The following is a 26640-nucleotide window of genomic DNA, read 5'->3' as shown; positions in this document are numbered from 1 at the left end:
TACATCACGATGAACGCCCTCGATGCGGAGCAGGCGCGGCGCTTTGCGCTGGCGTGGCTGCCCTCCTGGACCGGCAACGATCCCCAGCGACTGGCTGCCTTCTATTCGGAGGATGCCTTCTATCTCGACCCTGCCGTACCCCAAGGGCTGCGGGGAAAGCCCGCGTTGCTGGGCTATTTCGAGCGCCTGTTGGCACGCAATCCGGCGTGGGTCTGGACGCAGGTCGAGGGCATCCCCATGCAGGATGGCTTCCTCAACAAATGGCGCGCGGACATCCCGGTCGGCGGTGAGGTGTTGACCGTGGTCGGCGTGTGCCTGGTGCAACTGGACCACGCGGGCAAGATTCGCCGCAACGAGGTGTATTTCGACCGCAGCGACTGGATGACCAGGATGGGAGCGGTATCGAAGCGGGATCGGGACGGAGGGCCATGAGCGCACAGCGAGCGGGAAGCGTCTGGTGGACAAGGATCTACGTCTTCGTGGTGGAGCCGGTGCTCCTGGTGTCGGGTCTGATGCTGGTGCTTGCGTTGCTGTCATCCCTGCGCGCGGACCCTGGCCCCGCCAGACTGGCTGCCGCGGTCTTCCTCGTCACCTTCGTCATGGGGCTCATGGTCCTGGCCCGGCAGTATGGACGCCGCCTGCGCTGGCGAGGCAAGCACATGCCCTTGCCTCGCTTCCCGGCGACGCTGCGCATTCCCATCGCGCGCGCCGCGTGGTGGGAAGTGCTGGTCATGGGCATGGGGATCGTGTTCCCTCTGCTGGTCGTCGTGCTGCCGCCCCTCGTCAAGGACATCCACGAGACGGACCCTGTCGTGCTCGCCCTTGCGCTGGGCGGCGTCATCCTGGCCGTGGCGCTCACACGGGCGATCGTGCGAACACTCTTGCGGCGGTTGCGTCGCCTCGACCCACCCGCCGACCTCGTGGCCGATACCCTCGGCCTCAAGCGCGAAGGCCCCCAGCGGGTCTTCGTTCCCTGGCAGGCGATACGGGCCATCGAACATGCGAAGTTCCGAATCTGGAACTCGCACCTGCACCTACTGGCGCTGAAAGTCGATGATCCGCATCGATATGGCCTGGACACCGGCCGCTTCCAACGGCTGATGCTCAGGGGCACCACCGACGAACGCGGCATGAACGTCGGGCTCATCAACCTGAGCGGCTACATGCCTTCGCCATCGGACAGCGTGCGCGCGCTCCGCGACTACTGGGCCTCGGCGAGGCCATGACGGCGACCACGGACCGCCGTGCCGGCGGCGTCGGCGGCCCCCACTGAACGAGCGTCGGGCCTGTCCGGCGATGCAACCAGATCAAGCGCCGACAGCAGCGCATCGCCCTCGACCGGACCGTGCAGCAGCAGCGATTTCCCCGTCAGGCCGTCGTCAAGCCGCACGGTGGGCGTGGCGTTGATGCCGCTACTCACAGCCTCGTCGGCCTGCGCGCGAACGATGGCTGCAGGGCGATCGCTTTCCAGGCAGGCCCGCATGGCGGTCGTCAGACCTGGCCAGGCCTGATCGGTGGGCAGCCCCTGGCCATCGCCCCGGGTGTTTTGGTAGAGCCAGGCGATGGCACCGAAGAAGGCCTCGTGGCCTTGCGCTTCGCCTGCGCACTCGGCCACGCGGGCCAGCCGACTCGCCTCGGGATCGTGCATCGCCAGCGGCAGGTGATGCCACCGCAGGCTGGCCTCGGGATGGGCATCGATCCAGGCCATCAGGGTCGGGTAGTAGGCCTTGCAGAACGGACATTCCAGGTCGGCGTACAGCGTCAGCGTGAAGCGCGCATCGGCTGGGCCGTGACGCCAGGGTGGGCCGGCCGGATGCGCCTGCGCGACCTCAGGCCCCGTGCGTGGTGCCGGCGCACCGGGCGTGCGGTACAGGAGCCAGCCCAGCAGGCCGGCTACAAGGATGCCGGCGACCACCCAAGGCAGCCGTGGCATGCGCCCGGCGCGCTTGCGAATGGCCTGGGACCGGCTCGGCAAGGTGGTTCGCTTCGAGGACATGACGCGCTCCGGTCATTTCGGCAGGAACAGCGGTGGCGATGCGATGCCACGCGCCTGGTCGATCTTCTCGGCCACCTTGAAGGCGGCATCCAGTTCGCCGATGCCGTACTGGCGCATGAGCTGGTAGCGTTCGGCCTTTTCTTCCGGTTCGGTCTGCGCAAGGGCCAGATATAGGCTGGGCGGCACGGCGCGGAACAGCACTTCCATCGACTTGGACAGGATGACGCCCTCGCTGAACTTGCCCGTCTCCTTGCGCGCGGACAGCATCAGCGCCTTCTGCGCGGGCGACAGTTCGCGGAACCGGGCGATCTTCTCCACCTCGTCGGGCGGCATCGACAGGCAGATCCACCACTCGATCATGTTGAGCATGGGCTCGGCGGCCTTGGGCAGGTCGTCGATGTTCTGCGTCGCCAGCCAGTACCACGCACCGAGCTTGCGCCACATCTTGGTGATCTTGACCACGTAGGGCGCGAGCAGCGGGTTCTTGGTGATGATGTGGCCTTCGTCGGTGACGTTGATGATCGGCCGGCCCAGGAACTGGTCGCGCTCGGCGATGTTGTTCACCGTGTTGATCAGCGAGATGTAGGCGATGGAGAGCTGCGCGTTGTAGCCCTCGCGCGCGAAGGTGGCCAGATCCACGATGGTAATGTCCGCCTCGGGCCAGGGCGTGCCCGGACGGTCGAACATCTCGCCATCCGCGCCCTGGCAGAGCATGTCCATCGCATCGGCCATCTCCAGCAGCCGCGCGCGCCGGGCATCCGGCAGGTTGGCGTCGCGGGCGCGTTCGCGCAGCGCGTCGCGCACGTCGCGGGTCAGCACCGTGCGCGGCTGTGCCACGCAGCGCTGGGCGGCGTCCAGGATGCACTGGCGAATCAGGCTGCGGTCGGCGCGCGTCATGCGCGCTTCCTCCTTGTCCTCGCCGCCGGTGATCATCAGTCGGGCGGTGATTTCGAGTTCGCCGAGCACGTCGCGCTGGTCATCCCCGTCGTCGGCCTGATGGGTGTCGCCGTCCTCGTCCAGGGCGTCGGCATCCAGCGTCTGCACCTGGCCCGGTGTATCGACCAGTCGCCAGGCATCGGCGAATGGCGCCAGGCTCACGCCCGCGCCGGGTGCCAGCTTCACGCGATGCACGCTCAGGCCCAGCCGAGCGGCGAAGTCACCGAACAGGCCAAAGCTGTTGCCGGCCTCGACAATGAACAACCTGGGCCGGTAGATCGCCGTGACCTGGTTGAGGATGTTGTTCAGCGTGGCGCTCTTGCCGGAGCCGGTGGGGCCGAAGAGGAACAGGTGGGCGTTCATCTGCCGGTCGAGCCGGTTCAGTGGATCGAAGGTGATCGTGCCGCCGCCCCGGTTGAAGAAGGTGATGCCCGGATGGCCGGTGCCCTGGCTGCGCCCCCACACCGGCGCCAGATTGGCCGCGTGCTGCGCGAACATCAGTTGCGTGTACCACTGCCGCTTGTCCGCCGCCGGGTCGAACAGACAGGGCAGCCAGCGCAGGTAGGTGTTGAGCGGGGCCACCTCGTCCTCTTCGCGCACTGGTTGCAAGCCCGCATTGAGCATGACATTGACCAGGTGCAGGCCGCGGGCGTCGAGCTGCGCCATGTCGCGGCCGCGCAGGTAGAACGCCAGCGTGCCCCGGTACAGCTTGTGCGCGCTGCCGATGAGGCCGCGGGCCTGCTGCACGTCTTGGCGCGCCTGTTCGCTGGCGAGCGTATCGCCAACCGCCTTGCGGGCCAGGTGGTTGAGGTGCGCCTCCAGCACATCCTGCGGCGTGGCGACCAGAGTCAGGCACATCACCGTGTCCTCAGGCATCTGGTCGAACAGCGCGTTCATCGCATCGCCGCCCTTGCGCGTCTCGCCGGTCACGTGTCCGGTCGCGGGCGGCGAGCGCAGGCGGTCCATGACGATAGCCCGGTGCGGCATGCCGTCGAAGAACCACAGGCCGCGGGCGACATCCGAGCGCGGTTGACCGAAGAACAGGCGTTGTGCGAAGTCGCCGCTGGCCAGTTCGATCTCACCTTCTTCCCGTTCCTCCGGGTAGCGGGCGAGCGCGTAGAAACGTTCCCGGTCTTCGGCCGTGCTGCCCAGCGCGCCGGGATTCGGGTTGAACCAACGCAGCAGCCAGTCGTGAATGTCCGCCGCGCCAAGGCGCCGGGCCTTGACGCCAGCATTCGCCAGGCCGCCGACCAGGCGGTCGCAAATCGTCGCCAGGGCCTGCTCGGGCGATTGCCCCCGCCGGGCCGATGCGGCGTCCGGGGTGCGGCGATAAACCACCATGCGCACGCGCCGGGTCTGGCCGCGCCACGGCAGGCGTGTGACCGTGGTGTCCTCGAACAGGCCGCCCGGCTTCGCGATCGCGCGCAGGTGGTGCCCGAAGTAGCGCAGATAGAACTCGCTGAACGCGCTGCCCTGCGCGCGTGGATGCAGGTACGCCCCCAGCGTGCGCAGGTAGTGGTCCCAATCGGCTTCGTCCTGCGCGTAGAGCTGCACCACCCACGGGTTCTCGTCCAGTTCGTCGAAGGAGTCCTGCAGCGCATTCTCCAAGGCATCACGGGCCTGCCAAAGCCAGGCGGTCTCGCGCCCTTCGGTACCGATCGGCTGCAACTCGAAGAACGCCGCCACCGATTGGCCATCTTCGAGCAGCATGCTCTTCGTGGCCGGCAGGTACTCGACCCAGGGCAGCAGGTCGGCGAAGGACGGCGCCACGTCGTAGAGCGCCGCGTGGTCGGCCCGCGTCGCGGGTCGCCGATGATTCGACCCAAGGGCGGCGCCAGGTGCGTCGATGCCGTGCGCAGCGAGGCGGTCGACATGCCGCGTCCAGGCGTCCGGCTCGATGTCGGCCTGGACTGGCCTGGGGGCCGGACGACGCGGCCACGGCAGTCGCCAGCCCATCAGTAGTCCTCCAACCGCTCGCCGGGCATCGCGTACTGCACGCGCTGGTAGAGCGGGAAGACGGTGCTGTAGCCGGGCACCGGTACTGGGTCGGTGCCGGCCAGGTGCGGAAAGACGTACATCACCAGATCGGGGTTCGGCAGTCGATGGAACTGTCGCTGGATCTCGTTCGCTGCCGTGCGGGTGTAGGCCGCGTTCCGGGCGGACGCCGCGAGGGTGTCAGCGTCGGCCAGCGGGCGCCGTAGCTCCTGGCGTGCGTCGAGCAGCAGGCGGCCGGCCTGGCCGCCGCTGTAGCCGCCAGTCTCGTGCTGCCAGATGTCCAGCATGGTGTGCTCGCCCCGGGGCAGCAGCTTTTCCGAGCTGGTGGCACAACCTGCGAGAACGGCGGCGGCGAGCAGGACAAGGGGGCGGTCAATCCAGGTCCGACGCATGCGCTTCTCCCATGAGGTGATTCACCCGGCGCCCCTTGGCGTCGTGGTCGATGGCGATCGGCTGCTCCAGGTGCACGGCCACCCTGGCGCCGGGCTGCACGTAGACCGCAGCGAAGGCCTGGCCGTAGAGCTTGTTGACCCAGTCGGCCATGTCGCGCACGCCACCGGCCAGGATGCGGCCCATGGCCTCGTTGCCCGAAATGCCGACCGTGCCCAGCGAACCGCTGTTGTTGGCGACCACGGCCACGCTGCCGTTGTCGGACTTGATAAGCGAGGCGGCGCCCGCGCCGGCCGCGGTGATCAACGCCTGCGATCCCAGGTACTGCTGGGCATTGCTGCGCCGCTCGCCCGAGACGCACGGGATGCCGTAGGGATCGCTGATCCAGCCCAGGCCATCCAGCAGGCTGGTGCTGTTCTGGCTTCGACTGCGCTTGCCGTCGTCCTCCGGCACCGTGCGGATGGTGCCGTCGCTGAACACGAAGGTGATGGAACGAACCTGCCCACGCACGCACGAGAGCGTCCAGTCGCCCGAGGCCGTGCCGCTGACCACCGCACCGGCCACGTCGGGAATTTCGATGCCGTTGGCCGCCAGGTTGTCGGCCCCGATCAGCACCTTGAAGGGAAACGGGTCGTTGACGGTGCCGTCGATGGGAATGCGACCGATCAGCGCGGTCATGGCGACCGAGCCCATCAGCGTGGCATTGGCGGGCACCGTATAGACCGCCTGGGCGGTGCCGCCAACGGCCTGCGCCGTCCTGTCGCTGACGGCCTCCGCCGCAGCCGACAGCTCCGGCGAGGCCGGGCCGAAGCTGGAGGGAAAAGCGGGCAAACGCAGGCCGCCGGCCGAACCGTTCTTCGGATCGGACCGGGCGTCATCCGGTTCGATCCAGCGCATGCCGCCGTCCTTGAGCGGCCCGCCGTCATGCCCATCCAGTCCAAGGCCGATCGGCAGGTCGGCGGCATCGCCCTTGCCGGACAGCCCGTCCAGGCGGCGCTGCAATTCCTGCATCAGCCCTTGCGTCTGCTGCCGGTCGCTGGCGGCCTGGGTGCGCTCCTGTTCCAGGCGGCGGCGTTCGCTGTCGAGGGCGTTCTGGATGCGCTGGTCGATCGCACCCTCGCGGGTACGCAGGCGCTCGTTCTCGGCCTTGTGCTGGCGGTTGTCGCTCAGCGCGGTCTGCAGCTCGGTGCGGAGCTGCTTGACCTGCGCGACCAGGGTGGCGACGGTGTCGCGCGGGGTGTCGCCCGCGATGCCGAGCGCCTTCATTTCTTCGGGAGTGAGCTGCCCCGGAACATCCTGCTTGCCAGGCGCAGCGTCACTGCCTGAGAACAGCCTGGCACCGACGAACACCAGCAACAATGCCATCGGAATCAGCAGCCACTTCAACAGGGGATTACTCCTCATCGGACGTCCTCCCCGCAGCGGCGGCCGGCGGCAAGTTCGTGCCGGCATCGATGGGGCTGAGCACCGGCATCAGGGACTCGGCCAGGCCACGGCCGCGCGTGACCAGATAGACCACCGTGGTGTCGGTCGAAGCGCCCGCCGGCCCCAGGTCCGGATGCTGGAAGGTCGCGGCCACGAAGTCGCCTTGCAGCACCCTTGGATCGAGATCGATACGGTGAGGCGAGGTGTTGGTCAGGCGCACCGCGGTGACCCACTGGTCTTCGAGTCGCCAGGCCGCCAGCGCCCGCGCCTTCAGCGGCAGCGTTGGCAGCAGTGCGTCCAGCGCGAGCGGGCGCCGCAGCGGCACGCGCCCGATGCCGGCCACGGGCTCGACGGTGCGCAGCGGTGCGTAAAGGTTCTGCGCCGCGTAGCGCGTCAGGACAACGGTTATCGGCGTTTGCCGACGCCTCGCGGGTTGCGCTGCCTGGGTTGGACCGGCGGCAGTGTCACCGCTGGCCTCCGCGACGGCCTCCTGCAGGACGATGCGTACAGGCTCCAGCGGCTGCTCGCCTTCCCCGGCGTCCGTGGCTGCGATGTCGACCAGCACGATGGCGCCGGATTCCACGTCCTGCAGTTGCAGCCGCGTCGGCCCGATGGCCTCGCTGGCGCGCAGGTAGATGGCGCCACCCGCGCTCTGCACGCGCAGCCGCTCGCCCAGGCTCGGGGGCAGGCCGACACGCACGTTGCGATCGATGAAGACCACGCGCTCCTGGCCGACGACCAGCGGGACGGCCAGCGGCAGCCGCTGCCAGCGCAGGACCTCGATGGCATGGCTGTCCGGCACCAGGCCGAAGCCAACGGCCAGGCTCGCCACGATGGTGAAGACGTGGTGTTTCATGGGTTGCCTCCCTGCGAAAGGCCGCCGCCGGGCGTGCCGGACGGAGGCACTGCCGGCGACGGTGCCTCGATCCGCTGCGGCGCGCCGTCATAGCAGTCCAGCGCAAGACCGAAGGGGTTGTGCTGGGGATCGACGTCCAGCCGCACCACTTTCAGCGGATAGCGCACCAGGGCCCGCTTGACCTGCTCGGCGCCGTAGTACTCGTCCGCGCTGACATCGAGCGTGACGATCCAGTCGCGGCTGGAAACCGTCTTTACCCGCATCGTGGGGTTGTCGCCAAAGCCGCGCCCCGGAATCTCGTAGATGCCACGCACCCGCTGGCGCAATTCGCCACTGCTGCGCCGGTGCTCGTAGTCCTGGCGCAGGAAGGCCTGGCAGGCCGGTGTGAAATAGGCCGACAGCGCGTGGAGGTTGCGCGGGTAGTCCTGTTCGCCATCCGTCGGCCAACGTTGTACCTGCTGCCAGACGTAGAAGGCGAACGCATAGACATTCTCGGGCGGCACATCCCACCAGGCGCGGGTGCTGCCCGAGCGCAGATCGGGGGGCACGTGGATCGTCAGTTGCCTCGGCGCACTCCACCAGCCGAAACCGAGCAGCAGCGCCACCACGAACAACGCACCGGCGCCCAGGCGCAGCGTGCGCACATGGGCCTGCAGGTGATGGACTTCATTCCTGAAACGGCTCATGAGGCGGCTGCTCCGCGTGAGCGCCGGGTGGTCCAGTACCCAGACCGCGTGATGAGACGGTGCCCACCGAGCGAGGACGCTGCCAGCGGATGGCGCAGCGTCAGGCGCCACTGCAGTTGCCGGTACAGCCAGATGTCCGGGCGGCCGCGCTTCTGCCGGCGCAGGAAGCCGCCACCACCGAACACGCCAGCCGCCACGCCGGCCACGATCAGGGTCGGCACCATGGCGACGCTGTGCGTGGCCCAAGCCAGCGGCACGCCGGCGATGAACCCCGCCACCGCGGACAGACCGGCGCAGATCCAAAGTTCGTCGGCGGTCAGGCCCCTCACCACGACGGGCTGGCGGTTCAGCCTGTGCGGCAGGAAGGTCACCAACCCGTCACGCGCGATATCGTTCAAGGCAGCCATCGCCGCTCAGAGCACGCCGGTGGCCTTGGTCAGCAGCCAGATGCCGACCACCAGCAGGATCGCACCCACGGCCACGGTGAGGCCGAACTGGCCCCAGGTGGCGCGGCCGGTATGGATTTCCGAGTAGCGCGTATAGGCGTGGTAGCACACGCCGACGAACATCGAGGCGACCACGAGGAGCGCGATCAGCAGCACGATGTCGTAGCCGTAGTTCTGCAGCGTCTGCATGATGCCGCTGCCCTGGCCGCGCGAGGGGTCCTCGATGGTCGGCAGGCCCTGCGCCCGGGCCGCCAATGGCAAACCCATCAGCATCAATGGCGCGAGGATGGTGGTGGCAACGCGATGGGGAATCGGATGGGTCTTCATGGCGGTAGGGCCTTTCGTGGTGGTCAGGACAGGAGGAAATAGGTCAGCACCAGGTACATCGCGACGAAGCGCACGACGACACCCAGGAACTGACGCTGGGACAGGCGCTGCTCGGCCCAGCCGGTGTAGGCGGTACGCATGGCCCACACGCCCCACAGGAGCAGGACGGCGAACACCAGACCGAGCACCACCGTGGCCACAGCGGCGGGGGCGAAGCCGCCGTTGGCCTGGAAGGCGCTGACCTGGGCGGCGTTCATTGGGGTGCCTCCTGGTCGGAGGGCGGGCTGGACTGGCGGTAGTCACCGGACAGCTCGACCGAATCGCGCGGCTGGGCGCGCGGCGGCGTCAGGTAGTCCTGGATACCGGCCCGAACGCGCTGGAGGTCCTCGCGCAGGCGGGCATGGTCGAAGTGGTAGCGGGCGCGCTCCTGCGGAGCGGTATGGGCGGCGTGCTCGGCGAGGCGGTCGATCAGATCGAGCTGGCGCGCGAGGGTCGCCAACTGCGCATGCTCTGGGGAGGCATCGCCCGCTGACGCGGGCGTGGCATTGGTCAGCGCGACGGCTAGGACTAGGGCCAATGCCGGCGCGCCGCGGCAGTCGGTCGTTGGTTTGCCTGTGGTCGTCATCACGCCATTCCGCAGTCGTCTGGATGGCGGAATGCTGCGGTGGTCGGCTGGAACCTGCCGCAAACAATCGGAATCGGCAGGGTGCCGGATTTACGTTCGTGGTTGGCGTGGCGCGGTTGGGGTGCGGGAGCAGGAGAGCCGCACCCCGTCCTTAAATGGGTTCCAGGAGGGGGCTAAAGTGCCTAACTCACTCCCACAGGAAGGGAGTTCTCATTTGGTGGAGGTCGCCTTCGTTTTGTTCAGATTGGTGAGGCCTGCTCGCATTGCTATTGCTGGTTAGCAACTGCCGTCTTTGTGCTGCCGCCATGCTGGGTGATGCGTGGACGGCATTTGATTCTCACTGCGCCGCGGGTGAACGAGTCATCTGAGGCCTTGCTTGACCAAACATAGGCTTCGCCTGCACCGAGGTGACTCATTTTCTCGGAAGTCAACTCTCCGAGGGCGGCATTGGCCTTCTGGATATGCTTAAGCCAGGCTGGTGAGTTGAACTTGTGCATGATGATCTGTGAGGACAGCTCAATTAGAGAAACGGGAACCGATGGCGGGTCTTGGGACGCGACCATGATGCTGGTGCCTTTATGTCGCATTTCCCGAACCACTTCAACCAATCCGGAAACTAGATCATCGTTCTCTATGTACTTGTGGGCTTCGTCAAATACCACGAGCTTGTTAAAGGCGCCTCCTTGGTAAGTGGCTTCCGAGAAAATCTGCAACATCACCACGAACAGACCGAGCGCTTCATCCTTTTCAATGTACTCGTCACGCAGATCCACAATGATCAAGCGGCCCGGACGAATCAGGTCTTGAAGCCGTTGGTTATCGTTGATGTATTCACTGGCGAACAGCAGGCGCGTCTGGGCCAGCTCCTTCAGGTGATCGGACAGGCCAGAGTTATCAATGCCTGCTCGTAGGGCGTCCAAGGTCAGGTTGTCGCGCAGTCCCCTCATTATGAGATTGATCTGGCGCATGTACATGCTCTGGCTGCCAATCGCACCCATCAGGAATTTCCAGTGGGCGGCCTTAAGCTCGGAGGCAGAGAAAGCAATCGGCTTAACCTCGATATCCGGGTATTCGGCCCGGCGATCATCCACCTTGTTCGCAGGGGTAAGAATCAGCACATCTTTCAGCGCTTCTGGGTTGGCCTTGTAACGTTCGCGAAGGACGCGAATCTCCTCATCCACCGAGTTCGAATTGATCATCGAGGTAAACTCCGGCGCATAATCCTGCGTCGGGCTGTAATGGAAGATGACCGTGGCAAGCGGGCTTGGCAGCACGTTGATATGCTGGAACGGCATGGAGGCCATCTCGATCACCGTTCCAAGTGTGTAGCTCTTGCCGCCGCCTTGAACCCCAAAGAGACTGATCGTGTGGGTGTGGTTGAGATCTAGCGCGACCTTTCTACCGGAGACCTCTCCGAGTAATCCGTACTGAGGCGAGTCGCCATTGACGCCGAGCATGATGTCATAGCAGGCCTCTGCTTGAGGCACAGGCTCGGACGCCGGGTGCCCTCCATGCTCTGGTTCAGCATGCGCTTCCGGTACGGCAGCCACGGCAGGTTGTTCGTCATCCTTTTCGACTTCCGAAGCGATAGAAGACGGAGGGGTTGGCTCGACAGGGCTCGCCTGTTCTTCTGCCTCTTGGTGAGCAGGCGCAGGTGCTCCCTCTGCGGCCGGGGGTGCTGGCGCGGTGATTGGTACCTCCGGATCATCGTCCCAGAGCTCATCCACCGTCCAGGACGTTGACCGCGCTCTCTTGGGTGCGATAAAGGCCGCTGTCTCAAGTTTTGGCACGTTCGGTATGAACTGCTCGCTAAGAAGGTGCGTGGTCGGTTCTTCCTCAATCTCGACGGAAACAGGCTTGCGGCAGTTCTCCAGTAAGGCGCGAATGAGATCCTTACCGATGCGGTGGAATTCAATGCCAACCTCGTTGTCGGGGGCCTCGGTTCCGGTCTTGTCGAAGTCGAAGATCAGGGCGCAGCGTCTGAACTGAAGCGAGTAGCCCTGCTCGATGGATTCAAGTAGCCCTCGTGCTTCCTGCGCAGCAGTCGCATCAAAGATCCCGTAACGTAGTGAGCGCTCTAGATAGAAACGAAGGATCTGAGCCAACTCCCGGCTCTTGAGCAACCTATCCGGCCGGTCGGGCTTCTTCAAGGCCGGGTCAAAGTGGCGCTGGAGGATGCGCTCGCTCTGATTGATCTGGGCGGAAATCCGTTCCTTCAGTTGGTTGAAGGCCGCAAAGTCGCCCACTTGCGAATAGCATTTCACCTCGACCAGGTTGCAAGTGATCGTTCTGGTGTTCAAATCCAAGTCGAACAATCCCAAGTCGGTGCGTTGCAGACTGATTGCATCATTGACATCGTCTGACTCACCGCTTGAGCGGTAAAGGTCCGTGTGCGCATCCAACGGCACAATGACCTGATTGCTCAATGCGCCCTGATATTCGAGGTAGAACCGAGCCAAAGCCAGACCAAGTGCCTCCGCCTGTTGTGTGCGAGCAGAAATCAGCTTGAGCGCTAGTTGACCGGACAGCGACCGCAGATTTGCCAGGATCTGAACCGACTGCTCGCCGTCGGCGGACAAGCCATGCTCAAGCAGCACCGGCTTCAGCATCGCCTCCAGTTCATCGTTCGAGCGCGACGAGATGATCAGGTTGTGTGTCGCCTGGGAGCTGGCTCCCGGCACATAGTCAATCAGATAGTCCGGTCTGTTCTTCCGGCCGCCATGGTCGAAGAACTCAATCCCCATATTTCGGTCGATGGTGAACACCCAATCGCTGATCTGGTGAACCTCGTAGATCAGTTCTCGTTGGGCCACATCGAGGCCAAGGGTCACCACAGGCACAGCTTTGAAGCTGGCACCAGAAGCAGCAACCGCTGAGGTAGCAAAGCAGAGGTGTCGGCTCAGGGACGACAGCAAATCGAAGCACGCCGCATGGTTGTCCGCGCCGAGGGAGCGCCCGACAATCGGCCGCTTGTTCCAGAAGGTTCCCGAATCGTCATCAACGAATTCAGTGTCAAAGTCCTGTATCAGCCCATGCAGTGGGGTCACGCCCATCGGCTTCTCTGCAATGGAAAGCTCCTCGGCGGGAAACACATCCAGAAGAACACTGATGTGGGCCGGGAACTCCTTGGAATTTGCATGGAATTCATTCAGGGGGTGCTTGGCCAAGTTCAGTTTGGAGAACAGATGGCTGCCCGTTGAGGTCGCAAATGCGTCGGCGGCCTCGTTTACCGTGGCTCCCGGACGGACCATCGACTCAAGAGCCTCGCCCAAAACAGGTGAGTCGGGATCGGTGGTAAAGAGCCGCACGTCATAGCGCAAATCGGCATGCTCGCGCTTCTGCTGGAGCGATAGCAGAGCCTCCGCAATCACCGATCCGGCCCCAGGGTTGAAGATGTTCAGTGATAACTCTCGAACATAGGGATGCTGAGAGAGATAGCGCTCGATCTTGTCCGCAATGACTTGTCCGGAAATATCTGATCCCGCCGCAGAGGGCTCGGCCAAGCCGAGCGCTGAACAGATTTCCGCCATCAGACCACGGGAATTTTCCTCGGTCGTCGGGGCGTAGAGCGCCCAGAAAGCATTCAGGTTGTCCACCGGAGTGAAGATGCGGCCATCCTCGACGGGAATACCGACCGGATAGGCAGAGGGCACAAGGCCATCCAACAGCGCGGAACGGACGTTAGGAATGTGATCCTTTCCGCCTGACTTGATCTTCTCAATCCAATCCTTACCCAGGGCGACCCAACTGCTCAGCCACAAGGCACGAAGCGGATGGGTTGGGGAGACCAAAACAGCCTCCCGGTGCCTTCCACCGAAGTCGGTCAAGATGACATGAATGGAATCGACGGCCAGCACATTTTTGAGCGCTTGCAAGTGTTGCTGACGCTCGGCACCAGAAGTCGTCTCGGCCTGACGGATGAGGTTCCTGACCAAGTCAAGGTAGCTTTCAGCATACGCGAGGCATTCCCTTTCCGAGTCGCGGAACGAAAGCCCCTGCATGATCAGCTCGGCAGTGTCTTTGCGCACTGCTGCAAAAACTCCTCGCGGGCAGCCAAGAAGGAAGCCATCGCGGCGGAAGATGGCAGCGTGAGTCCAACCTCGGAAGGCGGCTCGGCGGTATCCAGATTGATCTGCATTCGCCAGCCTGACGGGTGCTTAGGCTCCGCCAAGACGCGCTGCTCGATGGTTTTGAGCATACGCGAAAGCGGAATCTGAACCGTGCCCTCACGACCGAATTTTGCGTGTAGGGTTTCCTGGCGAGAGGTCTTCTTGGAACGACCGCCCTCGGCCCAGGCGACACCACTGATGGCGATATCATCGGGATCGCGTTCATCGCCCAGGGCAGTCAGTTGCAGCCGGAAACGCGCATGCTCCAGGCTCTGCTCAATGGGTATGGCGCGTTGCGGTGGTTCTTCCTCGATGTTGCCACCGGGCAGGACGTAGAAAGGTTCGCTCTCGTAGGAACGTCTTGCGCCCTCGGAGGCGGAATCCGCTTCCAGCGGAATCGGATCGCCATCGGCCGTCCAAGGCATTACACGGATGAAATGCCATCCTTCCTCGAATTCGATCTTATTGAGCTTGGCCAAGTTGGTCGTGCATTGCAGACGGTTCGGCGTCCAGGCCTTGACTTTCTTAGATTTTCCAACCGGGCCGTCATTCTGCGAAATGATCTGAACCGTAAAATGATCAAGCCCGCTTACCTTGCCGGGGTGAGGGCTAACCTCGAACACCACGTTCATTTTGCGGCGGTCGTTCGGCACCAGAACCTGTTGCCCGATGAGGCCGGAGAGTTGGTCGTCGGTCTCATCCTCCTGAACGACTGGCAAGTCGGTCTCCAGTACTGTCAGCAGGACCTTGTCCAGCGAAAGCTCTTCCTGGAACGTCCATTTATCGAATGAAATGCTCCACCAGCTCTTGTCGGTCGCGATGGGCGGCGTCCAGGATTCGGGCTCCTGGACTTCGTATTTTCAAATAGGTGAATAGTCGCGACTCCAATGCCTTGTCGCTGAGTCCCAGATCGGCGATACGACCACGAACCGACTTGTGCGAGGCCATCAGACTGCGGACGCTGCCGAGGTTACGGCGAATCTTGCCATTGACCATGCCGGGATCGGCAAAGAGCTTGAAGTCTGGAATCAACGTCAATTCATACAGGCTGGCCCCGAGGGTTTCTCCATCAATCCCGTTTTCGAGCGCAGTGAGCAGGTACCGCACGCGGGAAACATGGTCGGCAAACAGCCACTCCTCGTCGGTGAGGATGCCCAGAAGATCGCGAGCATGGCCAACCAGCGTTGTCGGGAGCCGATCAAGCAGCGAGTCGATAAGGTCCTCGTAGATACCGGCGAAGGTCAGCTCCTCGAAGGTCGCCACACCGAAAGAGTCCTCGGCGCTAGTGCGAAGCGAAGTCGGTATGAAGACCAGCAACGGCTGACGCAGCTCGCCGTTCGCGTCCGGGTTGCGCAACTCCACCAGTTTGGTGGAAGTGACTCGGAAGGGCTGGCCCTCCTGATCATGGCTGCCGAGGATAAAGATATTTCCGTCGGGTCGGGTCCGACGTAGTTCCTTGCAGACCGACTCCATTACCTCGTCATCGAGATCGGTGACCCGCATGCAGTGGCCTGGGCCACGGTCACCCAGGATCGCTTCGATACGGGGGCACAGCAGACAAGCGACCGCCGCATTCAACTTGTCCTGGGAAAGCTTGGTGAACGCATTACTCATGCGTGCCTCCCGTTTTTATCTGTTCCGTCATTTCTCTCAATCGCATAGCGGGGCGATACCTTCTGGGTCACGTAGGCATCCGACAGGTCCTCGTAGAACCCGATTTCACGCAGGCGACGCTTGAAGGCTTCGAGGTTGAGGCGCAGGGCGCGTCTGTCGAGGATGCTGCTGTTGGCCTGTGCTCCTTCCGGCAGCCGGTCGATGTGAAGGCCGTAGCGGCTTCTCAAAAAGGCCAGCAACTCTTCGATGCGAACCTCGCGGGTCACGAAACGCCCGTCATCCTGAGTGAGCACAGCCACCTGAAGGAGCACCTCAAGAAGCTTGCTTCCCAGCACAAACCGCCGAGGACTTCCCTTGGTTCGGGATTGGGCCAACAGGCCGTTCTCCTTGTTCTTCAGCAGCAGTGAGTCCAGGCACTCAGTGATGTACTGGCGGTGATACTTGCCGCGATATGCCATCAGGATTTCTATGAAGGATTCGAACTCGCCAAGGCCCATGGCGGTGACGTCCCGGATCTCCGGATCGATGTCCTCGTTTCCAGAGGCCGACTCCTCGATCAGGCTGGCCAGGCGGAACTTGAAGTAGGCTTGCCGCTCGGCGTCGTGCTCGGGCTTCAGTAGAGAAACCAGATCGCCGACGGTAAACACGCCGGCCCCTGGAGTGGTCAGCTTGCCCGTCTTCTTGCTCAGGTATTCCGCCATCTCATCGAGCTTCTTGACGACGAAATTGGCCTGCACAAAGGCAGGAATCTGGCGATAGAGCCGGTCAGTGGACTTGCGAGCCAGCTCGACCATATGCGGATTATTGACGTCCCCCATATCCACGACCAGCGCCACGGGATCAGGTGAACTCGCCAGCGCATTGTCCGAGCGCTGCTTCACCAGCTTGGGCAGTATCTGCAACAGCTTGAGGTGGTAGAGCGCCAGATGGAATGCCATCAGGGTTTTGAGGTAATCCACCAGCACCGAGCGAGGAATATAGGGCTCATAGGCCAATAGCCGCAGAATGTCGTCGGCCATGGTGTCGGCCTGATCGATTAGAAGTGGTGGAAAGCGCTCGGGCTCCTTGGAGTCCTGTGTGTCCTGAGTAACTTGAGAATCGAAGCGAAGTAGCGCTTGGGTTTCTACATCGACGACCGTGCCGGATTCATGCCTACCGGTTACATGGTCAATCCCAGGGAAAAAGAAGCGTTTTAGCGTGTCTCGGGCGGCCTGGCCCTTGCCTTTGCGGGCATAGTAGAGCATCCAATAAATCTGCTCGGCTGCCCCATAGTCACGGCAGTGCTTCGAATTTCGAAATTTGTAGGTCTCTCCATGAAGCGGGCGCGGAGAGGCGACAGCTTGATTCGACTTGCCCCGATTTACCACATCAAGAAGTTCGGTCTCTACCCACTTGTGGACAATGGAGGGATGTTCTTCAAATCCCTCAAAATACTGCTTAACCTCTTCGGATAGCATCATTTCATCTGCAAATTCTTCTGGCTGCAAAATATTTGCGCGTGGCGGTTTGCGACTGCCATAGCCATTGAATTTGAGGCGAGGAAATAGCATGGTCAGCACACGATCCATTTCTGTGTGCTGCCAATGCAAATAACTGACCTTAGGTGTTCTGAATTCCTTGTCTCTACCCTTGATTGACATGATATTTAGCCCCCTTTTCAGAAACACCCAATGCCAATACGCCATCCTCTTTTCTGTTTATCTGGTAGAACCGGAGCCCATTCTCCGTCAGCAGAACTTCTTGATAGAGTGCAGCAGATAACAGGTTCTTGAATACCGCCAGACTTAACAGGAAACCTTCCTGCTCCTCGATGCTGGGACGGTAGCCGTTGTTGAGCCGCATCAGCATTTCATAGATGTCGAGGTTGATGCGCAGGCTGGCCTTGTGCCCGTCGCCGGAGTCGTAAAGCAGCACCAGCGCCTGAGACAGGTATTCAAGGAAAGGGTGAGCCGCTGTTTCCTGCGCGGTGCGGAGCGTGAAATGGTCGCCGTCAAAGAGACGGTAACTGCGGATGGTGCCCTTATCCACTTGGCGAACACGCAGCGCCAACTGGTTGCCCAAACGCGCCGGATCGCTCAGACCTTCGCCCCGGTTGATGGCTCGAAGAATGGCCGTAACCTCATCTGTGCTTTTTGCTCCCGGCTGCTCAATGGCATCCAGGAAGGGATCGATGCTTCCATATGGCAGCATCTCCTTCCAGCCGGTGTCGCGTCGCTCAAAGAAATGGCGACGGCGCATATGCGATAAATAATTGCGGTGCTTGGCGATCAGTCGAGCACGGTTCTTCGACGAGTAATCGCGAGGCAGATTGCGGAACAGCGTCGCCACAAGTTCATCGTCGTACCCAGCCCGCTCCGCGAACGAGAAGCGGCTCATGGCCTTGGTCTTGGGATTGAGGAAGCCGAGCTCGCGGTCCAGATCGGGATTGCTGACTTCGGCGACGTCAATTTCGCGCAGCAAGGCAATCAGCCGGTCATTGGATCCTTCCGCCCCACCAAGCCACGAGTTGAAATAGAAACCGTCAAGGATGCGATTCTGGGTTTCTTCACCGCCGTTCTGATAGAGGTGGTGAATGCCGTCGCAATCCTGGGTGCCTACCAGCATGAAGGCCAGCGCCGAACGAAGGTCGCGCATGGTGATGTGCAGTCGGCCGCGCAGGTGCGTAATGGTGTAGAGCATCTTCAGGCGCTCGATCACCTTGGGACCGGCAACCGGGTCCTGGAAGGTCCGGGCGTTGTGATAGGCGTAGCATTTGCCCTTGAGATCGCACTTGTCGCATGCCTGCCAGTATTCCTGCTGGGTCATGCGGGCGATCAGCCGCTCCAGAATCGAAGGTTGACCTTCCTCGGGTTCGGCGACCACCGAGCGCAGGTTGAGGTTGATAACCGCGATACCGCCTTCCGGAGCAGCTCCGGCCAAGCCCTGCTGGATCTGCTTGGCAAGCAACGGGAACTCTTCTTCATGCTCAAGGAAGAAGTCGACCAGCCGTCCCTCGTTGATGGCGATTAGGCGGGTCTGATTCTCGGGCCAGTCGGAGGCATCCTTGCCCGCGAAGGGAGCGAAGAACTTCTGAAGCACAGCATCGTTGCGCTCGTCGCCTTCATCCTGGCTCCCGTCGTAGTTGCTTTGGTAGGTATGCCCCTTGAGCTGGAACACAGCCCCGTTCGCGCCGCGCTGTATCTGTGCGCCCTTGCTCTCGGCAAAGGCCTCGAACTGCTGAATGAAGGCCGTCTTGCCGTCGCCGGCGTTACCGCTGATGATGACCAAACGGAACTCGCCCTTGAGCAGCGCGGGCTTGAGCTTTTCGTCCAGATAAGTCGACACGTAGGTGGCCTTGCCAACTTCGTCGAGGCCACGGGTGCCTGCGTTGGACACCTGGCTCTGGCTATAGAGCGTCAGCAGGTGGGTGACAAAGGGGTTGGTGTTTGGCTTGGTCGGCTCGAAACCCAGCTTGGACACCACCTTGGGTCCGGCACCAATCTCGCCGGTCGTCAGCACCGAGCGCAGGCGCTTGACCTCGGCCAGGGCAATCAAGAACTCCTCCGCCGACGCAAAACGGTCCTTGCGCTCAGGCGCGATCATTTTCGCCAGCACATTGACCAGCGACGAGCTGAGGTCGGCGCAGCCTTTGAACTGCTTGGGGTCCCTGGGCTGAGTCTTGATCGGCGGCGTGGGATCGTCGAATGGATACTTGCCGGTCAGGCACTCATAGAAGGAGATGCCCAAGGCATAGAGGTCACGATCCATTCGATCCGAAGCATCCGGCTCGGAGGAGTAGTCGTAATCCGGCGGCAGGTAACGGCGCGTGCCGCCACCTCCTTGAACCTCATCGTTCTCGGAGACCGCGACGTTGAAATCGATGATACGGACGCCTTTGTCCGTCCAAAGCAGATTGGAGGGCTTGACGTCCTGATGGTAAACGCCGTGCTTGTGGAGATGGGCCAGCCCCTCGGCGGCCTCGCGCACGATGCGCACGGTATCATCCAGCGACAACGCCTCGGCATCGATCAGATCGGAAACATCCAAACCTTCCACATACTCAAAGACAATGTAAGGCGTCTGCTTAGCATCGGCCATGCGATCCGCCCAGATCACCTTCACCACATGCGGATGTTCGGGGAGATTGGTCAGGGTCTTGTACTCACGGCGCAGCCGTTCGTACACGCTGCGGCGGTCCTTGGTCACCAGTTTGATGACGCGGACCACATCGCCCAGGGAATCGAACACCTTGTAGGCGACGCCGAAGCCGCCGCTGCCCAACTTCTTCTGAATGCGGAAGCGATCCGCCAGGATGAAATCCTGCGGCAAGTTCATCAGGTTATCTGGGAGCTGTGGCACAACCACGGCCGGGCCGCTCACATCCGGGCCTGAGTCGTTCTTGGCCTCTGGCAGAATCAGATCATCCAGGGCCTTGCGAGCGATGGCTGCGCTCGTGTGCCGTTCCTCTGGGTCAAACTCGCAGAATTTCTGCAACCACTCGTCGATCCCCTTGGGCAGGTCCGGCTTGTGCTCCGAGGGCTTGATGGGGAACTTGCCGTCGGCCTCCATCATCTGGTCGACGCTTTCAAAGGGCAGCTCGCCGGTCAGCAGTTCAAAAAAGATCAGCCCGGCGGCATAGAGGTCGGAGGCAATGCTGGCCTGGGTCGGGTCCTTAAAGCACTCCGGAGCCTGGTAGGCAGCATCCAGATCATCCACCACCTGATCGGCGATGGTAGAGGTGCGGTTCTTGCCCACCCTGGCGAAATCGAAATCGGTTATCCGGGCCTGGCCGCCCTTGGTCAGTAGAATGGCGTCCGGGGTCAGGTTGCGGTGGATCACCTCATGCCGGTGCGCATGGTCCAGGGCCGACAGCACGTCGCGCATCACTTGGAGCTTCTGATCGAAGGTCAGCGCCATCGAGACCTTGTTGATGTGCAGGCGCAGTGCCTGGCCAGGCAGATCCTCTGTGACCAGCACCACCTTGTCTTCATCGTCGGAGACGAACAGATCCTTCACCGCCAGCACATTGGCGTGGGTCGGCATGTGCGCCACGGCGCGATAGGCGTTGCTGATCTTCTTGAACTCTTCCTTGCGGGCGGCCTCGTCCTGGTACGGGTCGGCCTGGTAGACCCGCAGGCGTGCCATGCCGCCGCTCTTGCCCAACAGGTTGTGTTTGGCGCGGTACTCGGTATAGCGGTCGGTGCCGCCGAGCTTCTCTTCCACTTGCCAGTCGCGGAACACCAGCGCCGCGCTCTTGGGCTTGGCGTTGCCGGTGATTGCCTTGGCGATCTGGGAATGGAAGCGGGTGATGTTATCCAGCCGGTTGTCAGGGATGCGGCCCGCGTCGCGGAAGTATTTCAGGCAGTGCTTGAAGTCGGTCACGTCCGGGCTGTCGATGCCCGCCTGATCGAACACGGTGGCGTCATCGGCAGTGAGCAACACGGCGGCATGGACATGAGCCTTGCGCAGCTCGATCTGTCCAGGATTGGTATCGCGGATAAAGCTGGCCATCACCTTCGCGTGGTGACGAAGCTTCGCGAGGGGTGAGTGAAACGGTTGCCGCCCCTGCGGATACCACTTGGAGCCATACACATCGATGTTGCCCCGCGTCCCTTTGATATCCACCAGATACACCGCATGAGGCGCGAGGATGGCGATGTCGATCTCGAACACCTCCTGGCCTTGGCGCATCTCGAAGTTGTGGAAGATCAGCCAACCATCGGGCAGATGATCCCGAAGGAAACCGATGGCCTGGCGTTCAGATTCGTTCGCGGGTTGCCCGATGGGTATGACCTTCGCCATTAGCGGCCTCCCTCCTCAATGGCGTGCTCGACGAGGGAGCGGGCTTGGTCTTCCAGCTCTATAGCCTTTTCCCTTGCCTCATACGCTGCAATAACAAGTTCATCACAGCGCTTCCTGATGTCACTGGACGGATAAGGGATGGGAAGCGAGGGGAGCATCGCGTAATGGTGGTCTTGAAGCTTGCTGCCCACCGAAATGGAACGGAGCATCCTGAAGGCAGACTCGGAACGCATGAAGGCAAAGAGGGCGCCACGCTCAATCAAACTCTGATCAGCCAAGACACGGAGAATGTGTTCTGAATATGCGTTTTCCAAAGCCTTGCCGGTCGCAAATTCCGCACGACAATAAAGTTCTGATTCGCCAAGTGTGCCCTGAGCGGCCACAAGCACACAGCCATCCTCAACTAGTACGCCGTCTGGGACAAAATTTTTCCCAATCCACCGTCCTTGTGGGCGTAGCCAGAAAAGTTCCTTTTGTCCGATGAGGCGATAAGCATATTCAGGGTCAGCATCCACACGACTGAAACGAACTCCTCGTTTCAGTGTTCCGGGAACGCATAGCTCGCCCAAGGGTTTCCAAGGGCCTTTTTTAATACGGTCGCAAAGTCGGTTAAAGCGTGGGTTGAAATTTAACGCCCGTAGAGATTCGACGCCTGCCTTAACTGTGAAGCCAAGATCTGATCCCCATGAGTGCCATTCACCGGGACTAATATCCTTCAAGCCAACAGCGTCGAAGTAGAGTTCTGTGGCCTCACCTAAATTCGCCTGATATTTGTCAAGCAAGGCTGCGGATTCCTCAACAAGGTCATGGGCCTTCTGCTCGATGGTTGTGCCAAGACGCGGGACAAGCAAGTCACTAAAGTGCTCTGGCTCCAGATGCGTAATAACTGAGCCGTACTTACCAGACAGCACGAATGGGACGCCGAACCGGGTGCATAGATAAGCATACAGATAGCCGGATTTGGCATTTTGAGGGTTCGCGACAATCTTTATGATGTCCTCATTTGACCAAACTTCCCTCATGCTGGATCGAGCATATACTGTCCTCCCAACAGTCCCGGATCGGGTAATCAGCGTCATGCCCTGCTTGACTTGCTGATTGGCCAGCTTTCTTGATTTTGCCTCCTTCTTGCTGATCAAAGGCAGGCGGGATAAGTCGGCCTGCATCATGAAAGTTGTTGTCAAAAATGGCACACCATGTTCAGCATCATCGACATAGTTTCGAGTGCTTCTTGGGCCGTAGTAAATTCCACCTTCGTGACCTGAGGTGAGATTGGGCAGAGCTTCAGTGGTGTGTCGTTTCAGTACCTCTCGAATCTCAACCGCACCAGACATATAAGGACCACAGTCGAGCCGCCGCCCATTGCTTTGCAGCCAGGTGCTTGGAATCGCTTTCACTTGGAACTTTCTGCTCATAACGTCACCTCGCCGGTTGCGCGAAATTCCTTGTATTTCTCTGCCACCAGCGGCAGTTCGTCATGAATACGTGGCGCTCTTTTTATGGAACGCCGAACCTCGACTTGGCCCCCATTACGCACTCGCTCAATGACGTTCTCTTCAAAGATCAGCACCTCACCATCAGGGGCACGCTGAAACAGCTTCCCACGAGTATCTTCTCCAGCCCGATCTACCACGGCCATAAAGACCTTGTATTCGGGATGTTCGGTATTGATCAGCTCCTCCTGGCTGCGGCGGCGCAGCACCAGCAGGCTGGGTAAGGCGGGCGTTAGGCCATACTCCTTCACGGTGACCTTGAACGGCTCCACCGGCAGGTCAACCGAGGCCAAGACCTCGCAGTGGCGCAGAATCCACCAGCGCACGTGCTCATCGCCCGGATTGCCCAGCAAACCATCGGGCAACAGGATGCCCACGCGGCCGGTGCCAGGCTTCACCCATTGCAGGGCGCGTTCGATAAACAGCACCTCGGGCGGCACACCGCCGATGTTTAGATTGCCGGTGTTGCGGAATCCACCTTCTTCGTCGCGCTCCCAGTTGTTGCCCAGGTCGTAGCGCTCCAGGATGGAGGTGTCGCTGACCGTGTCTTGTGTCGAGAACCAGGGGTTGAGCAGAACCATATCCATGCTGCCCAGCGGCATGGCCGGGCGAGCGGCCTCAATGCCATCCAGATCGCCGTCCGGGAAGGTGCGAGCATCGATGCGGAACACACGACCGGGATTGCCGGTGGTGAACAGCAGGTTCATGCGGCTGGCCACGGCCAGGAAGGGATCAATGTCGCAGCCGAGGGCATTGCTGGCCGCCCAGGCGGCGGTTTCGTTTTGCGCCTGGCGGATCTGTTCGTTGGTGGCCTCTTCAGGCGTCGTGCCCACGGCCGCCAGTTTTTTCCTGAAGATGTGCGCAGCGGTCATGGCCAGGAAGGTGCCGGTGCCGCTGGAGCAGTCCATGATGCGTTCACCGGGTTGCGGGTCGAGCATCTCCACCGCCATTTCGGCCACGTTGAGCGGCGTAGGGTAGCGGCCCTCGCGGCCGTCCATCACGCTGCGGGCAACCGCACGGAAGGCCTCGGTACGGTAACGTGGCTGGGTTTCGCTCAGTGAGTAACGGGCCAGCTCCATGACCACGCGGGCGGTCTCGTGGGGTTCCAGCGTCAGATCCCAGCCACGGGTCAGCAGGTTCGGTTGCCAGGCCTTGGCGGCGGCAATGGATTCGGTGATGCGCTGGGCAATGGCCTGTTGGCCCGCCTCGGTGAAAGGCTCGTCACCCCTGATCCAGAACTTGCGCTCACCGGTGGGCAGGGTCTCGTCATGGATCTTGGCCAGCATCAGCACGGCCAACTGCTTGAAGGAATCCTTGTGATCGAGACCAAGATTCCGGTTCAGATATTGACGGCAGCGCATCAGGGCGTCTTCCAGATCTTCCGCTTCGGCGCTGACCTGAATGACACCGCCGGTGCGATCGAGATCGGAGGTGCGTTCGCCCGGAACCGGCCAGACACCCAGCGGTTTGGGCCGGACTTCAAATCGGGTGCGCTCGACCTGGAACAGGAACTCTTCTTGACCGTTGGTCCACATGCCCAGCGTCGCGCCCGGGATCAGTTCCAGCAGCTCCTTGAGCTCGCGCAGGTCGGCGTCGGCCTCGGCAATGGAGCGGAGCTTGTCTCGCTTTTTCTGATTTTTGCAGACGATGATCCGCTGCAGGTTGTCGTTATTGTGCTCGGCATCGGGGCGGAAAATCGCGATGTCGATGCGCTTGCGCCCCTGGCCGGGGATCTGCGGGTTGTAGTTGACCTCCAGATCGTTTCGGTCAAAGCCATAGCTCTCGATGAGCTGGCGCAGAACTTTCTGCACCAGCAGCTTCTTGGCCGAGGCGCTTTCCTTGTTGCCGGTCAGGATGTCGATGAAAAAGTTATCCGGGCCGCTCTCTTCGGCAGCATCCTGCGGGGTCTCGATGATGTCGTCTTGATCGCTCACCCGTTCTGCTCCTTGAGAAATTCGCGGTACTTCTCAGCGATGACCGGCAGATCGTTGTCCTCGATCTTTTCACTGCGGGTCAGGGTCCGTTCCACGAAGCGCCCGCCGATACGGATGCGCTCGATATGCTGCTTGGGCTCGACAATCTCTTCGCCGTCCGGGGTGCGCTTGTAGAGTTTGTTACCACGGCGGTCGAAGCCAACCTTGTCGGCAACGGCCATGAAGACTGGGTATTCCTCGGCACGACCTAGGGCCTCGCGATGCTTCTCCTGGTCGTCCTTGCGGCGCAGGAACAGCAAGCTGGTGAGGATGTTGACGTTGGCTTCGGCAATGAAGGCTTCTACCGGCAGGTCGACGGAAGCAAGCACCTGCGTTTCGCGCATGATCCACCAGCGGATGTATTCCGCGGCCGGATTGCCGAGAACTCCGTCGGGAAGAACGATGCCCATGCGGCCGGTTCCCGGCTTGAGCCACTTGATGCAGCGCTCGATAAAGAGAATTTCGGGGGCAACGCTGCCCTTGAGGACGCCGGTGTTGCGGAACCCGCCTTCGCCGTCCGGCTCCCAGCCATGAGCCAGCTCGTACTGCTCCAGAATGTGCTTGTCCGTAATCGGGATGTCGGAGCCGAAGGGAGGGTTGGTGGCGATGATATCCACCGACGCCAGCGGGATCTCCTTCTTGACGCTGGGCAGGTCGGCTAGATGCCCCAGCGGAAACTCCAATGAGTTGATGTTGTAGATATGTCCACGGCCATCGCCCGCCAGCACCATGTTCATCTGAGCGGCGCGGATCAGGAACGGGTCGAAGTCGGTGCCGAAGACATTGGCGGCGGCATACTCCTTCAGCCGTTCGTGGATGTTCAGGAACTCGGTGGTGTTCTCGTTTCCGGCCTGGATGTTTTGCTCTTCGCGGAACTTCTTCAGCATGTGCCCCAGGGTGGCGACCAGGAAGCCACCGGTGCCACAGGCCGGGTCCAGCAGAGTCTCGGTCTCTTTGGGGTCGAGCATCTCAATGACCAGCTTCACGACGCCTCTAGGAGTGAAATACTGGCCCCGGTCGCCACGCAGGTTAACGCCAACCAGCTCCTGGTAGGCCACGCCCTTGGCATCGACGTCAGTCCGGGTGAAGTCGTACTTGGCCAGTTCCGAAACGATAAAGGCCAGCGCCCGGTCGGAGAGAGTGATCTCCTCGTTGCCGCGGAAAATATTCTTGTATTGCTTCTTGACCTCGGTGAAGAGTTCCTCGATGCGGACGCGGATGGCTTTGCGCCCTTGTGGCTCGAACTGCTCCCTGGGGCCAGCCCAGAAACGGCGCTGCCAGGCCTGCCGCTGCTTGGCACGCAGGTTCTCGTCGTGCATCTTGCAGAATATTAGGTACAGGAATTGCCAGAAGGCGGCGTCCTTGGGCATGCCCTCGTTGCCATGGATGAAGTTGTGGCAACGCCGGAAGGTGATCTTCAGCATCTCGTTGTCGGCGACACGGGTATGGGCATCGGAGATGACCTCCTTAGTGCCGACCGACTCTTCGGCCATCGGCCAGTCGCCGATGGGGTTGCACTTGGTTTCGAAGCGCTTTTGCTCTTTCTCGACAAAGAAGAACTCCAGGCCGTTGGTCCACAAGCCGTATTGAACGGCATCGACCTCGCGCATGATGGTTTCGATCTCGTCGAGGTCTTTGGCGGCCTGCTCGTAATCGCGGATGCGCATGGCATTTTTGCCGACGTTCGGTTCTTGGCGGCAAATCACTGCGCGGCTGAGATTCTCAATTGTGTGGTCCTTGCCGTGGTGGAAGATGGCCACATCCACCTTCTTGCGCCCGCCAATGGAGAAATCCAGCTCCATGTCTTCCGGAGAGAATCCGTATTCATGGATCAGGGCACGAACTACCCGCTGCCGGACGAGCTCTTTCTTCGTTTCCTTGATCTGTCTGCCAGAAACGTAGTCGAGCGTGTATCCAGCTGGGATGGTGTTCTCGGCCTGCTTGTTCTTCGTTCTGCTCATATAAAAACTCCGCTCACCGAGGCTGGG

Annotated in this window: 20 protein-coding genes; 2 read left to right on the top strand and 18 right to left on the bottom strand. The window is 61.7% G+C overall.

Annotation, left to right across the window (positions count from 1 at the left end; all coding sequences use genetic code 11):
- Window positions 1–9 precede the first annotated feature (9 nt).
- Together SJH88_RS02615 and SJH88_RS02610 are read left to right on the top strand one after the other, a co-directional pair.
- On the top strand, window positions 10–432 hold the full coding sequence (locus tag SJH88_RS02615; RefSeq protein WP_274753535.1) for a nuclear transport factor 2 family protein: 423 nt from the start codon (window positions 10–12) through the stop codon (window positions 430–432).
- Entirely contained in the window at window positions 429–1226 is a 798-nt protein-coding gene (locus SJH88_RS02610) for a hypothetical protein (RefSeq protein ID WP_227364611.1), read from the top strand. Before SJH88_RS02615 ends, SJH88_RS02610 begins: the two co-directional genes overlap by 4 nt.
- On the opposite strand, the gene SJH88_RS02605 is transcribed toward SJH88_RS02610, so the two are convergent.
- From SJH88_RS02605 to mads2 (SJH88_RS02520), 18 genes are all read right to left on the bottom strand, one after another.
- A complete protein-coding gene (locus tag SJH88_RS02605) occupies window positions 1202–1996 on the bottom strand; it encodes a DsbA family protein (RefSeq protein WP_274753534.1) in 795 nt (264 codons plus the stop codon). The genes SJH88_RS02610 and SJH88_RS02605 overlap by 25 nt on opposite strands.
- Before the next feature lie 12 nt (window positions 1997–2008).
- Window positions 2009–4888 carry a conjugative transfer ATPase gene (locus SJH88_RS02600; protein ID WP_274753533.1) on the bottom strand — a complete coding sequence of 960 codons (2880 nt, stop codon included), beginning with the start codon at window positions 4886–4888 and terminating at the stop codon, window positions 2009–2011.
- Complete coding sequence (locus SJH88_RS02595) at window positions 4888–5319, bottom strand: TIGR03751 family conjugal transfer lipoprotein (RefSeq protein ID WP_274753532.1); 432 nt, start codon at window positions 5317–5319, stop codon at window positions 4888–4890. Before SJH88_RS02595 ends, SJH88_RS02600 begins: the two co-directional genes overlap by 1 nt.
- The gene (locus tag SJH88_RS02590) at window positions 5300–6721 is read right to left on the bottom strand and encodes a TIGR03752 family integrating conjugative element protein (RefSeq protein ID WP_274753531.1); all 1422 of its coding nucleotides are present in this window, start codon (window positions 6719–6721) and stop codon (window positions 5300–5302) included. The genes SJH88_RS02595 and SJH88_RS02590 overlap by 20 nt, the downstream gene beginning before the upstream one ends.
- Complete coding sequence (locus tag SJH88_RS02585; protein ID WP_274753530.1) at window positions 6711–7598, bottom strand: TIGR03749 family integrating conjugative element protein; 888 nt, start codon at window positions 7596–7598, stop codon at window positions 6711–6713. Before SJH88_RS02585 ends, SJH88_RS02590 begins: the two co-directional genes overlap by 11 nt.
- Entirely contained in the window at window positions 7595–8284 is a 690-nt protein-coding gene (locus tag SJH88_RS02580) for a PFL_4703 family integrating conjugative element protein (RefSeq protein ID WP_032958271.1), read from the bottom strand. Before SJH88_RS02580 ends, SJH88_RS02585 begins: the two co-directional genes overlap by 4 nt.
- The gene (locus tag SJH88_RS02575) at window positions 8281–8691 is read right to left on the bottom strand and encodes a TIGR03750 family conjugal transfer protein (RefSeq protein ID WP_274753529.1); all 411 of its coding nucleotides are present in this window, start codon (window positions 8689–8691) and stop codon (window positions 8281–8283) included. The genes SJH88_RS02580 and SJH88_RS02575 overlap by 4 nt, the downstream gene beginning before the upstream one ends.
- Before the next feature lie 6 nt (window positions 8692–8697).
- Window positions 8698–9003 (bottom strand): TIGR03745 family integrating conjugative element membrane protein, encoded by a 306-nt coding sequence (locus SJH88_RS02570; RefSeq protein WP_245540490.1) that lies wholly within the window; start codon window positions 9001–9003, stop codon window positions 8698–8700.
- 77 nt (window positions 9004–9080) lie between these two features.
- A complete protein-coding gene (locus tag SJH88_RS02565; protein ID WP_009463356.1) occupies window positions 9081–9314 on the bottom strand; it encodes a TIGR03758 family integrating conjugative element protein in 234 nt (77 codons plus the stop codon).
- Window positions 9311–9634, bottom strand: coding sequence for an integrative conjugative element protein, RAQPRD family (locus SJH88_RS02560; RefSeq protein ID WP_442877330.1), 324 nt, complete (start codon window positions 9632–9634; stop codon window positions 9311–9313). The genes SJH88_RS02565 and SJH88_RS02560 overlap by 4 nt, the downstream gene beginning before the upstream one ends.
- Before the next feature lie 314 nt (window positions 9635–9948).
- Window positions 9949–13710 carry an ATP-binding protein gene (locus tag SJH88_RS02555; RefSeq protein WP_274753528.1) on the bottom strand — a complete coding sequence of 1254 codons (3762 nt, stop codon included), beginning with the start codon at window positions 13708–13710 and terminating at the stop codon, window positions 9949–9951.
- Entirely contained in the window at window positions 13686–14510 is an 825-nt protein-coding gene (locus SJH88_RS02550; RefSeq protein ID WP_274753527.1) for a hypothetical protein, read from the bottom strand. Before SJH88_RS02550 ends, SJH88_RS02555 begins: the two co-directional genes overlap by 25 nt.
- Before the next feature lie 61 nt (window positions 14511–14571).
- A complete protein-coding gene (mads8, locus tag SJH88_RS02545; RefSeq protein ID WP_274753526.1) occupies window positions 14572–15405 on the bottom strand; it encodes a methylation-associated defense system ATP-binding protein MAD8 in 834 nt (277 codons plus the stop codon).
- Entirely contained in the window at window positions 15402–17045 is a 1644-nt protein-coding gene (gene mads7, locus SJH88_RS02540) for a methylation-associated defense system protein MAD7 (protein ID WP_420921712.1), read from the bottom strand. The genes mads8 and mads7 overlap by 4 nt, the downstream gene beginning before the upstream one ends.
- Window positions 17029–21186, bottom strand: a complete 4158-nt coding sequence (gene mads6, locus SJH88_RS02535; protein ID WP_274753524.1) for a methylation-associated defense system protein kinase MAD6 — start codon at window positions 21184–21186, stop codon at window positions 17029–17031. The genes mads7 and mads6 overlap by 17 nt, the downstream gene beginning before the upstream one ends.
- Window positions 21186–22601: a methylation-associated defense system restriction endonuclease subunit S MAD5 gene (gene mads5 / locus SJH88_RS02530; protein ID WP_274753523.1), complete on the bottom strand. Its 1416-nt coding sequence runs from the start codon at window positions 22599–22601 to the stop codon at window positions 21186–21188. Before mads5 ends, mads6 begins: the two co-directional genes overlap by 1 nt.
- Window positions 22598–24613, bottom strand: coding sequence for a methylation-associated defense system DNA methyltransferase MAD2 (gene mads2, locus SJH88_RS02525; RefSeq protein ID WP_274753522.1), 2016 nt, complete (start codon window positions 24611–24613; stop codon window positions 22598–22600). Before mads2 (SJH88_RS02525) ends, mads5 begins: the two co-directional genes overlap by 4 nt.
- Window positions 24610–26613, bottom strand: coding sequence for a methylation-associated defense system DNA methyltransferase MAD2 (gene mads2, locus SJH88_RS02520; RefSeq protein WP_274753521.1), 2004 nt, complete (start codon window positions 26611–26613; stop codon window positions 24610–24612). Before mads2 (SJH88_RS02520) ends, mads2 (SJH88_RS02525) begins: the two co-directional genes overlap by 4 nt.
- Window positions 26614–26640 lie beyond the last annotated feature (27 nt).

It is taken from the genome of Comamonas sp. GCA5, from assembly GCF_036541385.1.
Classification (GTDB): domain Bacteria; phylum Pseudomonadota; class Gammaproteobacteria; order Burkholderiales; family Burkholderiaceae_C; genus Comamonas; species Comamonas aquatica.
The sequence above is the reverse complement of the archived record's forward strand: the minus strand, read 5'-3'. Positions and strand labels throughout refer to the sequence as shown.

Excerpts from the sequence above, each read along its gene's own strand:
- SJH88_RS02615 (WP_274753535.1), top strand. The coding sequence starts at position 10 with ATGAACGCCCTCGATGCGGAGCAGGCGCGGCGCTTTGCGCTGGCGTGG.
- SJH88_RS02610 (WP_227364611.1), top strand. The coding sequence starts at position 429 with ATGAGCGCACAGCGAGCGGGAAGCGTCTGGTGGACAAGGATCTACGTC.
- SJH88_RS02605 (WP_274753534.1), bottom strand. The coding sequence starts at position 1,996 with ATGTCCTCGAAGCGAACCACCTTGCCGAGCCGGTCCCAGGCCATTCGC.
- SJH88_RS02600 (WP_274753533.1), bottom strand. The coding sequence starts at position 4,888 with ATGGGCTGGCGACTGCCGTGGCCGCGTCGTCCGGCCCCCAGGCCAGTC.
- SJH88_RS02595 (WP_274753532.1), bottom strand. The coding sequence starts at position 5,319 with ATGCGTCGGACCTGGATTGACCGCCCCCTTGTCCTGCTCGCCGCCGCC.
- SJH88_RS02590 (WP_274753531.1), bottom strand. The coding sequence starts at position 6,721 with ATGAGGAGTAATCCCCTGTTGAAGTGGCTGCTGATTCCGATGGCATTG.
- SJH88_RS02585 (WP_274753530.1), bottom strand. The coding sequence starts at position 7,598 with ATGAAACACCACGTCTTCACCATCGTGGCGAGCCTGGCCGTTGGCTTC.
- SJH88_RS02580 (WP_032958271.1), bottom strand. The coding sequence starts at position 8,284 with ATGAGCCGTTTCAGGAATGAAGTCCATCACCTGCAGGCCCATGTGCGC.
- SJH88_RS02575 (WP_274753529.1), bottom strand. The coding sequence starts at position 8,691 with ATGGCTGCCTTGAACGATATCGCGCGTGACGGGTTGGTGACCTTCCTG.
- SJH88_RS02570 (WP_245540490.1), bottom strand. The coding sequence starts at position 9,003 with ATGCTGATGGGTTTGCCATTGGCGGCCCGGGCGCAGGGCCTGCCGACC.
- SJH88_RS02565 (WP_009463356.1), bottom strand. The coding sequence starts at position 9,314 with ATGAACGCCGCCCAGGTCAGCGCCTTCCAGGCCAACGGCGGCTTCGCC.
- mads8 (WP_274753526.1), bottom strand. The coding sequence starts at position 15,405 with ATGAGTAATGCGTTCACCAAGCTTTCCCAGGACAAGTTGAATGCGGCG.
- mads7 (WP_420921712.1), bottom strand. The coding sequence starts at position 17,045 with ATGTCAATCAAGGGTAGAGACAAGGAATTCAGAACACCTAAGGTCAGT.
- mads6 (WP_274753524.1), bottom strand. The coding sequence starts at position 21,186 with ATGGCGAAGGTCATACCCATCGGGCAACCCGCGAACGAATCTGAACGC.
- mads5 (WP_274753523.1), bottom strand. The coding sequence starts at position 22,601 with ATGAGCAGAAAGTTCCAAGTGAAAGCGATTCCAAGCACCTGGCTGCAA.
- mads2 (WP_274753521.1), bottom strand. The coding sequence starts at position 26,613 with ATGAGCAGAACGAAGAACAAGCAGGCCGAGAACACCATCCCAGCTGGA.